This window comes from Niastella caeni (assembly GCF_004834005.1).
Classification (GTDB): Bacteria; Bacteroidota; Bacteroidia; order Chitinophagales; family Chitinophagaceae; genus Niastella; species Niastella caeni.
This window is the reverse complement of record NZ_STFF01000004.1, coordinates 157256-174915: the sequence shown is the minus strand read 5'-3', so window position 1 is coordinate 174915 and position 17660 is coordinate 157256. Positions and strand designations below refer to the sequence as shown.

Sequence of the window (17660 nt, the reverse complement as noted above, 5' to 3'; positions counted from 1 at the left end):
TGATTTTTGCAAACGTACTAAGAAAGGGGTTAATGCGCATTGATAAATTGTAATACCTTTACCCGCCTTGTATAAAACTACTTTTCCTATACCGCCACTCCATAAGTACGTTTCCTGCTTTTGGGAAGGAGAATTGGTTATTAACGCCAACCAGGTGCATACCCATCATGCCATTGCAAATAGTAAAGTAGAGCTGCTTTTCTGTTATGCCGGTAATTATGTAACAACAGGTGTAAACGGCCAGCCTGTAAAGATGCCCAAGGCAAGCTTTTACGGACAAACCACCACTTCTAAACAATATATTTCAACAGCCCGCCAAAATGGCTTTTTTGGCGTTCGATTATATGCGCATGCGTTGCCATTGCTCTTTAGCATTCCGGCTACCATGCTCACCAACCAGCATATTGACATTGCTTCGTTGCTTAATAAACAGGGAGCGGAACTATCAGAGAGAATATTTCTGGCGCCATCATTCGAAGAAAGAGTGCAGATCGCTGCTGACTTTCTGCTATCACGCCTTCAAAAGAAACCTGCAAAATTAGAGCACCTCGAAAAGCGTATTCTTTCTGTTTATCATTCTGCCCAACACCTTTCAATATGTGAGCTGGCAAACCAGGCCAATTTCTCGCAGCGGCAATTTGAAAGGCATTTTAAAAACCTGACCGGCTTTTCCCCAAAAACATATTTAAAAATTAGCCGCTTTGAAAGCCTTGCATCAGCATTATCCTGCCAGGAAGGGATTACATCACAAAAGCTAACTGACATGGCGCTTGATTTCGGCTACTACGATCAGGCCCACCTGAACCGCCATTTTAAAGAGTTTACCGGTTTGTCACCTTCCGGTTATCTGAAACGACAGGAGGTACAAAACCAATAGCATTCAAAATGTCGTTTGGGTACAATTTTAAGCGGGGATAATTTTTCAACTTCGCACGGCCATAAAACCAGGTTTGTATTATGACTGAAAAAAATGTAACCCAATTTGCCATTCCGTTGCTGCCCTGCATATCAATAAACGAGACTGAAAATTTTTATAAAGCGTTGGGCGCAGTTGTAACCTATAAGCAAAAGGCGCCAAATAATTATATTGGGCTCTCCATAAAGGATATTGAGGTGCATTTTTTTGCCCTGAAGCCATTAGTACCTGCTTCCAATTACAGCACCTGTTACCTGGTTGTAACAGATATTGATCCGTTTTACGAAGCGTGCAGGACAGCACTTAAAACGTTGTATGGCAAAATACCTTTGAAGGGAATACCCAGGATAAACCCGTTAAAAGACATGCCGTCTAACGGGGTTCGGCAATTTATCATTGTAGACCCTAATGGCAATTATATCAGGATAGGGCAACGGATAGAAAAAACAGACAGCCTGATCTTTCGCGAAAACAATAAAGCCGTTATAACGGGCACGCCACTGGCCAAAGCCTATGAATCGGGCAGCAGGCTGGCAGATGCAAAAGGCGACTTCACAACAGCCGCCAGCGTACTTGACAAGGCCCTTGCATCGGCAGATACAACGGATACCTTAAACCTCATTAAAGTGCTTATCCTTCGTGCAGACATCTCCCTCAGACTTTCCGAAACAGACAGGTTCAATGAATTGATAAAAGCGACAGAAGCGCAATTAGCGGTATTTCCCGCCACAGAAGCAACAGAAGAACGAAGGTTGCTGAAGGAATTGAAGGCTGGGCATTCTTAACTTTCACCGAAACAAAATCCCCTTACTTACCCTGCAACCGTTGTGAAAACAACCAGGGCAACAACGCGCTTTCGCGGCCCACGTTTTCCCAACTGTTGTGTTTTACGCCGGGGTACTCAGTATATTTTGTTTTTTTGCCACCCAGCTTGATGATCGCTTCATAAATATTCCGCGACAAATGAACAGGTACAACGTCATCTTCTGCACCATGAAAGATCCATAGCGGGGTACGCATTACCCTGGCTGCTGTAAGCGGATTGGCCCCACCGCAAATAGCATAGGCGGCAGCAAACTTACCCGGATTTTTTGCCAGCACCGAAAAAACGCCAAACCCGCCCATCGACAAACCCAGGATATAAAGCCTGGTTGTATCGATTGAATACTGTTTAATGAGGTCATCAATTAACGGCAACGTTTTGGCCATGGCATCAGCATGTTTGGTAAACCAGCTATTTCCCCAGCCCTGGTTAGGGTTAAGGCACTTGGGCGTTAATACAAAACAGGGCTGTGCTTTTTGCAGGCTGTCCTGGTAAAAATTATGGTCCCATGAAGTGGTGTCCCCGCTGCCGTGCAAATACACCACCAGTGGATAGGATCTCTTGCTATCATAATTGGCAGGCGTGAATAATCCGTACCGCATACCCTCATAGTTGGCTTCGCTATATTCTTTATGTACAAAGGCGCGCTGCGCATGCGACTGTTGTATAGCTACTGCAAGCAACAGTGGCAGGAACAAATGGCGGAATAAGGCGATGTATTTCATGGTAGCTTTTTGTAATAGGTAGAATGTACGTTTTAAAAGTTACAAAAAAATGCCTGATTAAAATGAAAGCTGAATACTTTTTAGCACACCACCGCTTTTGCTAAACACCGAAATTCGTACTACCGCCAGTTACATTAAACTTTTTTCTATGATAACAATTGCTTCACCTCATAAACAGGTAGTAGCACTCCTGCTTCTACTTCAATTATTCATTCTACCGGCCATGGCCCAGGTAACCTGGCCGTCGAATCAATTGCTTCCCTCTTTTCCTGCACCGGCTCAAACCCAAGACCTGATCATACTTCGGGAAACATCTTCCCACTGGGAAGGCGAAGGCCCCGCGCTTAGCCACAAGACCGGACGATTAGAAACCGATGGCTGGCTTTGCCAGACCGGTATCGATGCGGCCAATGATCATATGATTTATGGTCCATACGATGCAAGCATACCGGCCGGACCAAACGTTGCGGAGTTCCGCATGAAGATCGATAACAATACCGCCAATAACGACCCGGTAGTGGACATCGATGTTAGAAATGCGACAACAGGCCAAACGCTTGCTGTGAAGACCATCACCCGGCAGGAATTTCCTATAGCATCAAATTATACCAACTTTACGTTGCCCTTTACCATGCCGGCCAATAATCAATCAATAGAGTTACGGGTGTATTGGCGCGGAACGGCTTATACAAAAGTAGACTGGGTGGCGGTGCAGCAAAATAACACATCGGCTGAAATGTATTTGTTTGCTTCCCTGAAAGGCATAGTAAACAAAACACAACCGCGCATCTTCTCCTATGAAGGGGATGCTTTTGCGGAAGGGAAATATACCTGGTTGCAATCTCTTGGGTTGAGTTGGTCGGAACCTGCGGACAAATGGAGTTTGATTACAAAATACCGTAACGAGCTATCGGGTTTAATTGTTTATGATCCTGCACAAATTCATACCGTTAACCTGGCAACAATGTTGGCCAAAGACAGGGGAGCGCTCATTGCCTCGCCAGCCTTGTTATCGCGCTTAACTTCCGCCCCTTATAATTTACCCGTGCTACTTGATCTGCGCGGACAGTTTACCAGTAAGCTGCAGGTATACCAGACAATCTTTAATACATATTGGCCCAATCTTAGTCACCGTTTATTGATAGGATTAAACCCCGATGTGCACAAAGCCGCCTTACGCGAATATGCTACAGCACTGGGCGCTGCCGTTATATGGCTCGATCCCGATGTAGCTGGTGAAAGCGCCTTGTTAAATAGTTTTCTTTCCTCTATGCCGGCCGGTTCAAACTACATGGGTTGGTGGCCAGAAGAAGCGCCCGGTGTAGAAAGAGGTTCGCAATACGGCATCACTACGATTGCGAGCGATTGGGCTACCAACTTAACGATGCACAGTGGGATGCCCAGAACGGTTAATATTAAACCCATACCGCCGAAACCTGCCCTGCAAAACAAGATCTACGTTGCCTTCATCTTAAGCGATGGCGACAACTTACAGTATATAGAGCATTTAATGCGCAAACTGTGGAATAATCCCGATCGCGGCGCCGTTCCCATCGGCTGGACATTATCACCGGCCATGCTGGATGCCATGCCCGGTGCGCTCAACTTCTATTGGCAAACAGCCACCAGCAATGACAACCTGATCTCGGGCCCTTCCGGTTACGGCTACACCTATCCAAACAGTTGGCCCAATCAAAATTTGCTGAACCAGTTTGTTGCGAAAACCGAAGACTATAATCGCCGTGCCGGATTTCGGGTGATCACTATCTGGAATACCATTACCGGTGGCATTAACCAGAACGTTGGACAGGCCTTTGCCAGCAATGCACGCTCATTGCTTGGCCTCACAGCCCAGAATACCGGCGGTGGTTTAACCATCTACAATAACAAGCTTCCAGGTATGGCGCTATCCTGTAACTATTGTTCGAATGAACAGGCCATGAAGGACCACATTACTACAGCTTCAGCCGGCTGGAATGGGACGGCGCCCCGGTTCATCATCATTCAGGCGCAACCGTGGAAAGATGTGAAACCAACCGATTTCAAGAATGTCGCCAATTCGCTTAACACCAATTATGTGGTGGTTCGCCCCGATCATATTTTTCAGCTCATCCGGGAAGCCAACGGACTCATGATCGATCCCTGCATGCCACCAGTATCGAAGAAATAAAAAATATAATATTACGATGTCTAGACTTTAATAATTTCTAAAAGACAATAAACAACCTGGTTTCCGGTTTTTAGAATATGCATTGCCGAAATTACGCCAACTATCAACCGTGATTATTCGAAGTATCCTTACTACATTAAAACCATACATCAATGCATCGTATAATATTAAATATCTGGCATTGATTTTGCAAAATAGGAGAGATACTTTTCATAAAGTATACATAATCTCTAATCCATTACCAATGAAAATGAACTTTCTTATCGCCATTTGTATAATGGCTGTATTTGAAGCATGCACAGCTTCCAATCCTGTACAAAAAAGCTGGTCAGTAAAGGAGGTGCAACAATGGTACAATAAAGACTCCGTCAAAACAAACAGCGTTCTTTATCGCGGAACAGACAATTCATCACACCACTTTTTAAGTCAGTTTATCGACAAATGGGTATTTCTTACCATCAACAAAAATGAGTTATCACTACCCGAAGTAAAGCCTTACAAGGTTGATTCAGCCGTTAAGCTGGGGTATTATTACGTAGATCCCAATAATCATTTCGTAAAAATCCGGGAATTTAATTAATTGCCTATACAGGACCAGGTAGTTATACGACTTGCCTGGTCCGCATTTTTCAGCCTTACCACCCAGGCACAAAAAATACCCAATTAACCGGGACAGGTTGTAACCTATGTGTTTTAAATAAATATAAGCGAAGGCTTTGCAGTTTCTAAATCAAATTTCTACTTTCACAATAATATAAAATCCAGTACCATGTGGAAATCACTTGCTTTCACACAACGCGTATGCCGGGGAGATAAGATCAGATTCAACCAATCGCACCCGGCAGTAAACAGCCTCGAAACTTTATTTGAAGTGGTTAAAGCCGACGAGCATTATTTTGAGATCCTTCCCATTTCACAGGATTGCGACGCCTTTCAAAATTTAGCTAAAAAAATAGTCAGGTATTTTGACATAGGCTATTACCTGCAAATAGAAATTTGGGAGGAAGCGAAATAGTTGCGAAGTGGCGCCCTGTTATACGACTTTAGAACCATACGGTTTATTATAATGCCTGCATAAAGCCATTCCAACCGCTAACCGCAACTGACCTGCATCTTTTTCCGGCACCGGTCCGATTTTGAATTCGCCATCCTCTTCAACAAAAATATGATGGCCATATAATCTTTGCTCCAGCATGCCATTCATAATGGTAACATGGTATTCTTTGGTGTTGTTCCTTTCTTTGATCCGCACAAGCGCATAATATGTCTTTTGCCTGTACTCGAATTCAATTGATATTATCGGTATCATACGCTTCAATTTCTATTAAGCTTCATTGATAATACGTAATAATATACCGGCCGGGTTGCAGCCGGTCATTGTTATTTCAATATGTATAACTGCTATAAAAAAGGCTGAAGTAGTCTATGAATATCAATAATAGAAAAAATTATGCCTGTAGATAGTCAATAAAACACGGCTGAAATGTGCAGTGATTGCAACAATAGTTTTTTGTTGACTACTATTTTCCCTGGCATAGCTATAGCATTTATTACAAGATAAATGCAGAATATAAGATGCGGCAAAATAGGGTATTGAAAGATCAATGGTTAAATGAAGTAGTACCGGATCAAAGGTCGGGTCAGTCTTCATTTACACACAGCCACATCAAATGCCGGAACATTAATCATGCAAAAGAATGCTATAAAGTTGCTGCCAACAGATTACGGAATGTAAACAGGTGGCATGAATATGCCGGAAAAGCATCGGCTTCTTTTAAATTGTTCAACGAAACAGGCATTGCGGTGAACAGGCACGTGCAGAAATCTGATTACCTGCGGATAAATATACCCGGCCCCGACAACCCTGATGGTGACGGCAGTGATTGGGTTCAGGTAATTCAGGTGGGTGAAAAATTAACCGATCAACAACAGTTGACTTTTATTACAGTAAAGACGGCGTCAAATCCGCTGGTGCGAACCCTGGCGCCGTCGCATTTTTTTGATCAGCCTGCCACATCCACTTTTGTGATCTACCGTAAGCAGTTAATCATTCTGGCTGCTGTATTTGGAAGAAATGAACATAGCAACCTCCGGAGTCGAAACCTGTTTACCAAAATAAGAAACTGGTTCGTGTATATAGGAGCGCAGTTGGGTTTGGCGAACCTGCAATGGAAAGCGTTGACCCATGGATTGTTACATGTTAATCAGTCTTAACTATAACTTTTAAATGCCGTTGTATGTTACCGATTATAGGAATCATTGTGGTCATAGGCGTTATTGTTTTTTTGATTATTACTACCAGGAAAAGCAATCGCCAGAATTTGGGGGAAGATAAAAGCTAACAACCTACCCGGACTTCAACAATTTGCGTATTTTGACCTGCTGTTGAATACGAAAAGGCCAACGTTTGCCTGAATATATCCATCGTGAGCGGTGAAATAAACTACCAAGCTATATTTTTCGTAAATTTTCAGAATATTAGGGTAGATGTTAAAAACCACAACTATGAACCTGCCTCAACAAATAGCCACTCACTTCAGAACTTTTTATGCTGGCGGTAACTGGACCGACGTGAACCTGAAAGACAGTCTTGCCGGTGTAGACTGGGAACTGGCCACCACCCAGATCTATTCCTGCAATACAATTGCCACGCTCGTCTTTCATATGAATTATTATGTAAGCCGCGTATTGAAGGTATTTCAGGGACAACCGCTCGATGCGCATGATAATAATGCTTTTGATCTTCCACCCATTAATTCGGAAGAAGAGTGGGAAAGTTTACGCGATAAGGCATTTGCCGATGCGGAAGCTTTTGCCAACCTGATAGAGCAATTACCGGAAAGTAAATTTGAAGAAATTTTCGTGAAAGAAAAATACGGTAATTACTACCGGAACATTCATGGTATTATTGAGCATAACCATTATCACCTCGGACAGATCGTGTTGTTAAAAAAGATCATCGCGCAATTGGATTTCTGATTTCGGAATTTAGAGATTTTGAGATTTAACTTATTTTAAACTGCTTGTATTTATTCTAAACCCCAAATCACCGAATCTCAACATTGCTCTTTATGGTTCTTCAAATTTGGTTCTTGTTTTTTTATTTCAAATCCCGAAATCCCCAAATCTCCAAATCAGAAATTACAGTGTGGCCCAATAGCCCAACGAACCAATCATAGCGGCCACTAATGTATTCAAAAAGTTAACCTGGTCATTCTTTAACCAGCCTTTACGTTCCAACGAAGCGCCAAGTAGAGAATCAGCCATATTACCGGCAAAGCCCGCCAGCATGATCCATAAAGCCAAGGCGCTGTAACCATAAGCAGTTACATAAATAACAGCGATCATCGCGCTGCCGGCAATGCCCCACAGAGTGCCTTCCACACTTACCACACCATCCAGTCCGCAAGTATCTTTTTTAAATGTGAGAATGTTGTAAAATGATTTTCCATAAATGCTCCCCAACTCTGAAGATAATGTATCGGCACTGGCAGAAGCCAGGGAAGCCGCCGCTGCCAGTTGCCATAAAACAGATAGCTCCGGACGTAACCAGGCAAGTAAACCAGCCAAGCCTGCCACACCGCCATTGGCCAGCACCTGCCAGGCCGTTCGTTGCCCTTTATTCTTTTCTGCAATGCCCAACTGTTCTTTCCTGCTTCGCCCCAAAGCAGTAACTGCAGAGCCTGCAATAAAAAACGCCCCCAACATAATGATGCCGGTAATTCCCGCGCCTTTGTACAGCAGGTATGCCAGGCAACCGCCTGTAACCGCACCAGAAACGGTTAATTTGCGGAAAACGATGCTGGCCACTACTATGGCACTAATAAAAAACAATACAATCAGCTCAGTTGTATGCATCGTGGCAAACTACTGTATCTGTTGCATTTGGCCAATAAATTCCAGCTATTAAAAAACGAGCGTTTTGTTTATGGTGAATACCTGTTGCAATGTGCCTGCCTGTATATTGAAGGCGCCCGCCTCCAAATGCTTCTTCAGATCTGTTCCTACAAAGGCCAGTTGCTTTAATGAAATCCGGAAGGTGACAGTTTTCGATTCGCCGGGTTGCAGTTCTACCTTTTCAAATCCCCGCAGCCGTTTTACATCCGGTGTTAAGGAAGCAACCAGGTCGGTTATATAGAGTTGCACCACTTCTTTCCCAGGCTTGTTGCCTGTATTGGTAACCGTTACGGTAATAGTAGCAGTTTCGGCGGGATCGAAATTGTTTTTATTAATGGTCAGCTTGCTGTAAGAAAAGCTGGTGTACGACAATCCAAACCCGAACGGATATTGCGGCGCCGTTTCACCACCCTGCGGATTGCCACTGCCTTCTGAAGGTTTATGTATATATCCTGCCAGATCATTGGTATATCGCGGATAGGTAATGGGCAGCTTTCCACTTGGGTTAACAACTCCGGTGAGCACATCCGCCAATGCATCGGCGCCAAAATTACCAGGGAGGAAAACATCAACAATAGCGGCTGCACCAGGTTCAATGGAACTGATGATCCTGGGCCGGCCTTCATTTAAAATAACAACCACCGGCTTGCCTGTTTTGATCAATGCACTGGACAACGCCAGTTGACTGGCCGATAAACTCAGGTCGTTTGTATTGCCCGGCGTTTCTGTATAACTGTTTTCTCCGATGCACAGCAACACATAATCAACATTGGCTGCCGCCTGCACCGCCGCCTCAATGTTTACAATAGAATCTTCAAAATACTTTCCCTGCATTTTATACGCAACGCCCTGTTCATACACTATATTACCGGCTCCCAGTTTCTTTTGCAAGGCTTCCAGAATTGTATTATACTTAGCGGCATACTCATCTGTTTTTTCACCTTGCCAGGAGTAAGACCAGCCGCCATTCAATGTTCGCATGGAGTTGGCATTAGGGCCGGTCACCAGCACTTTGGCATTTGCGCGAAGCGGTAATACATTGTTGGTATTCTTTAACAGCGTAATAGATTCTGCCGCGGTGTTGTAAGCAGCCTGTTCAAATTCGGCGCTGCCAAATTTTGGATAATCTTTTACATAGGTAACAGGCGTTTCAAAAATACCCGTTTCATATTTCACGCGGAGTATTCTTCTTACCGCGTCATCAATTCTTGCCTGCGAAACTTTCCCTTCTTTTACCAAAGCGATCAGATCAGTACAAAATGCTTTGTAATCATAGGGGATCATCGACATATCGATACCCGCGTTGATGGCCAGTGCAATCGCTTCTTTGATATTGTTCGTCATTTTATCGCGGCGATATACATTTTCAATATCCTGCCAGTCGGTAACAATAAAGCCGGTAAAGCCCAGTTCGCTTTTTAAGATACCAGTAAGAATATGTTTGTTGATGTGGGTGGGAATGCCATTGATCAATGCTGAATTTACCATTACATTTCTTGCATTGGCCTTGATGGCCGCAGCAAAAGCGGGCAGGTGATATTCCCGCAAATAATGCTCGGGGATCCAGGCATCCGTTCTGTCCTTGCCCGATTTAGGATCGCTATAAGCCATGTAATGCTTCAGGCTTACCACTAACTTTTCTTTATTGCCCAATGGCTCCTGTACGGCTTTTACAAATTGCACGCCCAGTTCGGAGGTCAAATAAGGGTCTTCTCCAAAGCCTTCCCAAATGCGTGGCCATACGGGATTGGTGCCCAGGTCAAGCACAGGAGAGAATGTCCAGGGAACGCCTGCCGCCCTTGATTCGTAAGCAGTAATTACGCCTGCGTTATAAACCAGTTGCCGGTTCCAGGTGGCGGCCTGTGCAATCTGTTGCGGGAATAATGTGCCGCCGGCTACATAATTAACGCCATGAATATGATCGAGCCCATATAATACGGGGATCTTCGCTCTGGTTTGCAGTGCGGCCTGATGAATTTCGGTAATGATGCGGTTCCAGTCACCGGCGGTTTGCAGCCCGGGTGTGTTGAGGATAGAACCGATCTTGTAATTCACCACGGCATCTTTCATTTTATCAGAAAAAGTAAACACATTGCCTTTGGTATTGCCCAATGACTCAATAGAAACCTGGGCCATTTGTCCCACTTTTTCTTCAAGGCTCATTTGCTTCAGTAAAGCATCCACTTTCTTTTCAATAACCGCATCGGTTTTCTGTTGTGCCTTTAATTCACAAACAGGTAAAAAAGAAGTACATACTATGCTCCATACAAGAACTTTAAACCTGAACAATTTCATATAGCTGAATTTTGGCTGCTGCAAACTATGGAGAAACGCCTGATTAATGGGCGCATGCAAAGAATTGCGTAGAAATGGCAAAAAAAGCATAACCACAGGAAGAAATGAAAAATGGAGAATGAAAAATGAGGAATGAAGAAGTAAATGAAACTGGTAGTATATGGTTAATAGTTAGTACCGAAAAAAATCCCGGCCAAACCAAAATGAACGAACTGCAAACAATTGCTCGCAGTTTGTTCATTTTCTACGTATAGTTTGATAATAACTTATTTTACCTGATCAGGTTTTACTCAACAACGGTAATGCCGGTTGCAGTAAAGCGGATCTCTTTTTTAGGTTCTGTGATGGCATTGATTTCTGCCTGCGATTTTTTGGCGTCTTTGGCGTAGTGCTGCAATTCATCAACGGAAGTGGTTACCATTTTCACTTCGCCATCCAGCACAATGGTCTTTCCTTTTACGGCTGTAGGCAGAAAGAAACCATAATCCTTCATTTTTACAAAAGCGGTGGTGCTGTCATTCACAGCCAGTTTTAACCAGCAGCCTTTCTTCGGACAAACATCGAGCACTTTAGCTTTCACTTTAGTGTTGAAGGTTGGGTTGTCGTTCAGCTTTGCCGGAATCAAGGCAATATTGATAGCGTTAGCAGTTTGTACTTTTTCGCCATACCAGTCGCCGGGGTTGGCGTTCCCGGCAGGAGGTTGGGCTGTTGCAGCGATGAAGCTAAAAGCAGCCAGTGCCGATAGGATGAGTTTTTTCATGAATCAAATTTAATGAAAATCGTTGACAAGGTAAAACCCCAGGCCCTCGACTACGCTCGGTCCCTGGTCAGCCCCTTCGACTGCGCTCAGGCTCTGGTAACCCGTAACTAAAAAGGGCCTCTTTCGAAGCCCTTTTTAATGTTTCCTTATTCCTTCACAATCTTTATCGTCTTAATACTGTCATCCTTACGGTTTAGCTTAATTACATATACGCCTGTTTGTAACGATTGAATATTAATGGTGGAACCGGGATTGGGAATTTTCAATACTTCATGCCCGCCCAGGTCATACACCGTCAGCATTTGCACTTTTTCAGCTCCTTTCAGGTACAACTGGTTCTTTACAGGGTTCGGAGACAATACCAATGCATTGTCTGCCGCCGCCAATTGCTGTTGTATATGCTGTGTAGCCACCCTCGCCGATAAATTATTGGTGATGGTCAAATAATTTATGTTGAAGCCGCCGGTTGCCGTGGCAATACCAATAGAGTAGGAGCCTGCCGGTAATGTTACATCATGCGCTACGTTCGTCCAGTTTTGCCAGCCACCGGTATTGGGAATGGTAACAGACCCTAACTGCGTAGCGCCTGCATCTTTCTCCAAACGTAAAGTGGTATTTGCGTTCGGACTGGCCACGCGATAAATAACGCGGTATGTTCCTGTTGTGGGAATGTTTACATCGTACGACATCCAGTCGCCGGCATCTATCCAACCCACATTCTGACCGCCATTGGCATCGGTAGTTGTTTCCAACTGAATACCCGACATATAGGTATAGTTTTCGGCCTGAATAACAGTTGAAAAATTACCGCCCGGCGTTAAACCGGCAAAACCGCCAATAGTAATGGTTGCCCTAACCGGTGAAGGCGCGTTGATAGTAGATGATTTATCAAATACATCATCATAACAGAACGAATAGGTCAGGCTGTTGTAGCTGATATCGGGCTGGTGCCAGAATTTGCAATACCAGTTATACGGCGACGTTACATAGTATTTAGAGTCGGTAGCAAAGTCCTGGGTAGTGCCAACGGCCAGGTTCAGATCGATGGCATGCCGGTTGATCGCAGCACAGATCTGCGCCTGTATCACCTTGTCAAATTCGCTGCCAGATGCCATCACGCCGCTGCCTTCCATCACTTCGGTATTGGTTGGCTTGTTGGAGATAACACCCACTTTTCCATCGGAAGCACGCGTGAACGTAAATACATTGCCGGAAACGCGGCCGCTCCAGGTGCCGGCATCACCGGCATTGAACACTAAAATGCCACCGGTATACTTCGACCAGATCGCATCGATGTACGATCCAAAATAATTGGCTTGTGCGCCGCCACTTTGAAAGGCAGCCGTTTTGGAAGGAAATTTAATAATGCCATTGGCCGCATCATAACAACCTGCAAATGCTGCAGGCGCCTGAGCCTGCCACTGGGCAAGGATCTGCGCATGTGTTTTCAGTTCGCCCACTTTTTTATAGAAACCCGCGTTGCCCCATACTTCCAATCCCATAGGGTATTGGTAAGAATCAACCCGCGTGGTGTTGGCCCACAAACCATTATTGGCATTGGTCAATTCTATCATCTCGTATCGAATGCCCTGGTTAGGATCGGTTGGGTTGGCCAGGTTGGGCGCCGCATAACCACTGGGTGCGCCGGAAGCGCCAAAAAAGTACAGGTATAATTGCGAATTGAAAGAGATCAAAATACGGCAACCTGCAATGCCCGGTATATTGATAATTTTATTGGGCACTTCACTGAGTTTGGTAAAACAATTTGCGTAACGGCCGTTACCACCAGGGCCCTGATTGCCGCCGATCACCGGGCCGGCAACGGTATTGTCAGTTACATTCATCAAACGTACGGCGCCGGTCTTAGCGTCGATCCACACATGATTGCCATTAATAATACCCACCACGGCTACATATACATTAGCATCGGCGTAAGACGTGTTGTTATATAACGTAAATGGAACAGTAGCCTGGCTCCAGCAATTACTACCTGACAACAGGAAGATCGCAAGTAAGAACACCATCCAACGGTTTTTCTGAAAAGCGCGTAGCGGAAAAGGTTTGATCGTTGTTTTCATAAAGATAAATGTTAGTTAACGGATATTTGAACAACGAATTTAAACCTTAATACACGCGCAAATTTTCTTGTGGAAAAGTAAACAGGCAGCATACTGAAGTGTACGCCGCCCAATACTTTCGATATATTAGTAACGGTAATGTGTGTTGCAAAATAATTTTGCAAAAAAATAAAAGACCCGGTTGCCTCGCAGCTAACCGGGTCCTGATCTTTTTTTATATGTGATCTGAACTAATTAACGATCTTATAAATAGCGGGCACTTCCAGTCCTTCTATTTTGGCAGCTTTGGTAGCTGTAGCTGTCAGTGGATCTATTGCATAAATGCGTGCTTCGCCAGCAATTGTTGATGTAACGGAAAGATATACTTTTCCATCTTCCACCAGGCCTTGCGCTCCATACTGGCCGCCATGCACCGGGATATCTGTTACATCTGTAACCGTTTTATTATTGAGGTCGATAATAGCGATTTTACAAATGGGGATGGTAACATCAAAAGCGGCCCACAATTTACTGATATCATCCGAACCCGGTATTTGCAGCCTGGCTACCAGCAATCCGTTACCGGCATAAGTAGCTGAAAGTACCTTGGCCCCGCCGGAAGCTGTTTCCACATCAAAGAAATAGGAGGGATCAAATGATTGCTGACCGTTTTTGATCCGCAGTATACCCGATTTCCTGGTTACCTGGGTGTAACCGGCTGCCAAAGAACTGGGTGATAACGTATAGATATCGCCGTTCTCTGATTTGATCATGTTCACCTGGTTACCATAATATCCAATAGGGCCGGTACGGGTATCTTTTATAGTGGTTAATGAATCCATCGCGGGATAAGAATAGATGGTAACATATGCCGTGTCTGTAAGATCTGTATTCCAGCTTCCGCCATCCAACGGATAGAAGGAGACATACATTTTGTTATCGTTCACCACAATTGAGGTGGGCCATTTGTTCAGCTTATCCGATCCATCCCGCATGTATAAGGGCGTAAGTTTCTTCTTTTTTATGCTCATGGTGGTAGCGTCGATCAACTGGATCTGGCAATCGTAACTGCCGCCGCCCCAGGGAGCGCCGATGGCAACCAGGGTGTTGTCGTCGCCTTTACCAAAACAATCCATCCGCTCAAAGGAAAATCGTCCTTTTTCATACAAACCACCGCCTTCGCGTACACCATAGCCAATACCTACGTTATTGGTTCCATAACTAAAACTAAATACGGTACTGCCGGTACTACCAAAATAACACCAGGCCAATTGCTCAATACCATTACCGGTGGCAGATATGTTTTTTGATGCTGTGTTGATGGTATCCATTGAAAGCAGGTAATCAGTGGTGCTATTGGTTCCCTGCGTACGCAAGGCGAGCACATAATTACCACTTGCCTGTAAAAAATGCTTTTTAGGTTTATAGCAGCTACTTAATAACCCTGTTACCGTAAGTAAAACAAAAAATGAGTTAGTATATTTTGATTGTAGTATTTTCATGACGATGTGCTTTACAATGAAAAAATTATTTGTGGAAGAAATACCTAAGCTTCACATTGAATGCCCTGGCAGGCTTCTGCAGCTTGAAGTTGTCGTATATTTTGGTGTTTGACAGGTTAGTGCATTCCACAGCCATATTATACTTGCCATTTTGCAGCGAGTAGGTAACAGATGCATCCTGGGTAAACTGCCGGGGAATGATAAACTTGGTGCCTGCGCTGCCCTGGCTTGGCCAGAACAGGTAAAATTTCTCTACAAAATTTCCACCTACCGTCAATGAAAGCACATCATGTTTAAAAAATGCCTTTTTAATTTTATAACCGGCATCAAAACTTCCAAATAAATAAGGCATATTGGGTAAGCGGTCCCAATAAATATAATTGGGAATGCCCTGCTCATAAGTTTTAATGTTCAGGGTATTTTGGTACGTACTGTTCACTTCAAAAGTAAAGGCATCATTATACGTATAGCGTACGCCCCATTCAACACCTGAGGTCCTTACACTATCCAGGTTAGTATATCTGCTGATCTGCCCGTCAGACTCCAGACGAATGAAATCGCCGGCCTTTCTGTACAGGTAATTGAGATCGCCTTCCAGCTTGTGTTTGTTGAATGTTTTCGTAAGGGCAATACCAACATTTAAATTATGGCTATGCTCCGGTCTTAAGAACGGATTGTTTTTTAACAGCAATCCATTGCCAAACATTTCTTCCCCTTCGGGCAGGCGCCAGGTGCTTTCATAAGAAGTTTTCAACTGCGCAAAAGGAAAGAGATAATACATGGCGGCAATGCCATAGCCTGTTCTATCAAAACTGCTTTTCCGGGCTTCATGCGTACCCCATTCTGCCGCAACCGTACGGGCTAACATGCTGAAGAATTTTGTAAACACGGTTGCCGATAACCGGTTGTTCAGGGTAGCATATTTATACGCCAGTCCGGTTATGGTTTTTGACAAGGTGTTAGGAATATCGAATGGAATGGGGTCTACGGCAATCGGGTCTTCGCCTTTACGCCGGGCGTAAGTATAGTTTTGGCTGAGGCTAAAGACATGTTGCTTGTTGAGCTCGTAGGTCAAAATTGCTGATGCAAATGCATTTCGGTCATTAAACCGGAATTTAGTTTTGTAGTAAGAGATCTCACCAGAATTACTACCGAATGTTTTTACCGTGTAATTTCCATACCAGTCATACATGCGGGAACTGGTATCGGTTATGCCTGACTTTACAAAGCTCATGTTGGCATTCGCTGTTAATGAAAGCCCCCTGAAATAAAAGTTTTCTTTCTTATACTTGAAAGTGGGAATGAGCGATTCGCTGGTATTGAACACCATGCCCGATACGAGGTCCATATTCATACCGGTTTGTACTTCCTTCCTGTTCTCCGACCTGATTAACCCTATCAACAATTTGTCGGCAAATTTCTTATTTATAAAACCAGCTTCAATTTGCCCCATGGAAGAATGATAGGCATCATGAAAGCGTTTGATCTTTACCGTATTTCCATAAATACCGGTTTGCGGATCGGGTATCTGTACATCTATTTTGTAGCTGTTATCAGAATAATTATAAAACCCATTGGCGTTGATAACAAATCCGTTTGCAGTAGTATAACGGGCATTTACTGAAGCGCGGTGCGTGTTAAATGAGCCAAAACTATAAGAAGCGTCCAGGTATTGTTTGATCTTCTGATTCGTAACTACGTTAACTGCTCCACCCAGGGCGTCGGAACCTAAATTTACAGGCACTACACCTTTATACACTTCAATTCTTTCGGCCATATTGATGGGCAGATTATTCAACGAAAGCGAAGAACCGAAATTATCCATGGGTATGCCATCTAAAAAGAACTTTACCTGTTTGCCGGTAAAGCCGTTCAGGGAGAAATAATAATTAGACCCCAGTCCGCCTTCTTCCCTGATCTTTACGCCGGTGGTATGATTTAAAACCTGGTTGATGTCTTTAGTGGTATTGTGCAGGCGGGTAGCGTCTATCACAGTCACCGTATAAGCCTGTTCTTTCACCGCACGCAGATCTGATCTACCGGTAATCACAACATCCTTTAATTGCTTGTTGGCAACGTTTAACGAAATGGTTGATTGGGTGGTTTTGCCGGCGCTTACTTTTACGGTTTGGGTTACCGGTTCATGACCTATTAAGGTGATCACCAGTTCGTAGGCACCTGGTTCCAGTTTGTTGAAGGTAAAAACACCGTGTTCATCGGTGGTAACAGTTAATTGCCTGGCGGTGAGTTGCACAGAAACTGCTGCGGCTGGCTTCCTGTCGGCAGTTAATACAACGCCTTTAATGGCGCCTGTATGCTCCTGCGCGGCTGCGGGTAGGGTAGCGCATAAGCACAGGAGTAAAAAAAATACAAATTTGTTCATAAACTTTCGCGGCTTAATTGGTTGCTAATTCGGCGCGAAAGTATCAGGATGTATACGAAATCGTGATAGCAATCAGGAAAACCGTTTACGAAAACAGAAAAATGTGCATGCATTGAGAAAAATAACCATACA

15 protein-coding genes are annotated in these 17660 nt (G+C 44.1%); 7 read left to right on the top strand and 8 right to left on the bottom strand.

What is annotated here, in order from left to right; all coding sequences use genetic code 11:
* Window positions 1–67: 67 nt before the first annotated feature.
* Window positions 68–877 (top strand): helix-turn-helix domain-containing protein, encoded by an 810-nt coding sequence (locus tag FAM09_RS15620; protein WP_136578068.1) that lies wholly within the window; start codon window positions 68–70, stop codon window positions 875–877.
* Window positions 878–957: 80 nt separating this feature from the next.
* A complete protein-coding gene (locus FAM09_RS15615) occupies window positions 958–1701 on the top strand; it encodes a bleomycin resistance protein (RefSeq protein WP_136578067.1) in 744 nt (247 codons plus the stop codon).
* Window positions 1702–1723: 22 nt separating this feature from the next.
* Here FAM09_RS15615 and FAM09_RS15610 read toward each other — a convergent pair whose 3' ends face one another.
* Window positions 1724–2464, bottom strand: coding sequence for a carboxylesterase family protein (locus FAM09_RS15610; protein WP_136578066.1), 741 nt, complete (start codon window positions 2462–2464; stop codon window positions 1724–1726).
* 148 nt (window positions 2465–2612) lie between these two features.
* On the opposite strand from FAM09_RS15610, the gene FAM09_RS15605 reads away from it, so the two are divergent.
* From FAM09_RS15605 to FAM09_RS15595, 3 genes are all read left to right on the top strand, one after another.
* Entirely contained in the window at window positions 2613–4634 is a 2022-nt protein-coding gene (locus FAM09_RS15605) for a GxGYxYP domain-containing protein (RefSeq protein WP_136578065.1), read from the top strand.
* A 244-nt stretch (window positions 4635–4878) separates the two neighbouring features.
* Window positions 4879–5214: a hypothetical protein gene (locus tag FAM09_RS15600; RefSeq protein ID WP_136578064.1), complete on the top strand. Its 336-nt coding sequence runs from the start codon at window positions 4879–4881 to the stop codon at window positions 5212–5214.
* Window positions 5215–5403: 189 nt separating this feature from the next.
* Window positions 5404–5649 carry a hypothetical protein gene (locus FAM09_RS15595; RefSeq protein WP_136578063.1) on the top strand — a complete coding sequence of 82 codons (246 nt, stop codon included), beginning with the start codon at window positions 5404–5406 and terminating at the stop codon, window positions 5647–5649.
* 18 nt (window positions 5650–5667) lie between these two features.
* On the opposite strand, the gene FAM09_RS15590 is transcribed toward FAM09_RS15595, so the two are convergent.
* Window positions 5668–5943: a hypothetical protein gene (locus FAM09_RS15590; RefSeq protein WP_136578062.1), complete on the bottom strand. Its 276-nt coding sequence runs from the start codon at window positions 5941–5943 to the stop codon at window positions 5668–5670.
* Between the two features lie 266 nt (window positions 5944–6209).
* Here FAM09_RS15590 and FAM09_RS15585 point away from each other — a divergent pair, with 266 nt between their 5' ends.
* Both FAM09_RS15585 and FAM09_RS15580 read left to right on the top strand, forming a co-directional pair.
* Entirely contained in the window at window positions 6210–6848 is a 639-nt protein-coding gene (locus tag FAM09_RS15585) for a hypothetical protein (protein ID WP_136578061.1), read from the top strand.
* A gap of 291 nt (window positions 6849–7139) precedes the next feature.
* Window positions 7140–7613 (top strand): DinB family protein, encoded by a 474-nt coding sequence (locus FAM09_RS15580; RefSeq protein WP_136578060.1) that lies wholly within the window; start codon window positions 7140–7142, stop codon window positions 7611–7613.
* 162 nt (window positions 7614–7775) lie between these two features.
* On the opposite strand, the gene FAM09_RS15575 is transcribed toward FAM09_RS15580, so the two are convergent.
* The 6 genes from FAM09_RS15575 to FAM09_RS15550 all read right to left on the bottom strand — a co-directional run bounded on the left by FAM09_RS15575 (window position 7776) and on the right by FAM09_RS15550 (window position 17528).
* The gene (locus FAM09_RS15575) at window positions 7776–8492 is read right to left on the bottom strand and encodes a DUF92 domain-containing protein (RefSeq protein ID WP_136578059.1); all 717 of its coding nucleotides are present in this window, start codon (window positions 8490–8492) and stop codon (window positions 7776–7778) included.
* A gap of 48 nt (window positions 8493–8540) precedes the next feature.
* On the bottom strand, window positions 8541–10826 hold the full coding sequence (locus tag FAM09_RS15570; protein ID WP_136578058.1) for a glycoside hydrolase family 3 N-terminal domain-containing protein: 2286 nt from the start codon (window positions 10824–10826) through the stop codon (window positions 8541–8543).
* A 286-nt stretch (window positions 10827–11112) separates the two neighbouring features.
* Window positions 11113–11586 carry a DUF4920 domain-containing protein gene (locus FAM09_RS15565; RefSeq protein WP_136578057.1) on the bottom strand — a complete coding sequence of 158 codons (474 nt, stop codon included), beginning with the start codon at window positions 11584–11586 and terminating at the stop codon, window positions 11113–11115.
* Window positions 11587–11732: 146 nt separating this feature from the next.
* Window positions 11733–13664 (bottom strand): beta-1,3-glucanase family protein, encoded by a 1932-nt coding sequence (locus FAM09_RS15560; RefSeq protein ID WP_136578056.1) that lies wholly within the window; start codon window positions 13662–13664, stop codon window positions 11733–11735.
* A 230-nt stretch (window positions 13665–13894) separates the two neighbouring features.
* Window positions 13895–15145, bottom strand: coding sequence for a DUF4374 domain-containing protein (locus FAM09_RS15555; RefSeq protein ID WP_136578055.1), 1251 nt, complete (start codon window positions 15143–15145; stop codon window positions 13895–13897).
* Window positions 15146–15170: 25 nt separating this feature from the next.
* A complete protein-coding gene (locus FAM09_RS15550) occupies window positions 15171–17528 on the bottom strand; it encodes a TonB-dependent receptor plug domain-containing protein (protein WP_136578054.1) in 2358 nt (785 codons plus the stop codon).
* Window positions 17529–17660: the final 132 nt, after the last annotated feature.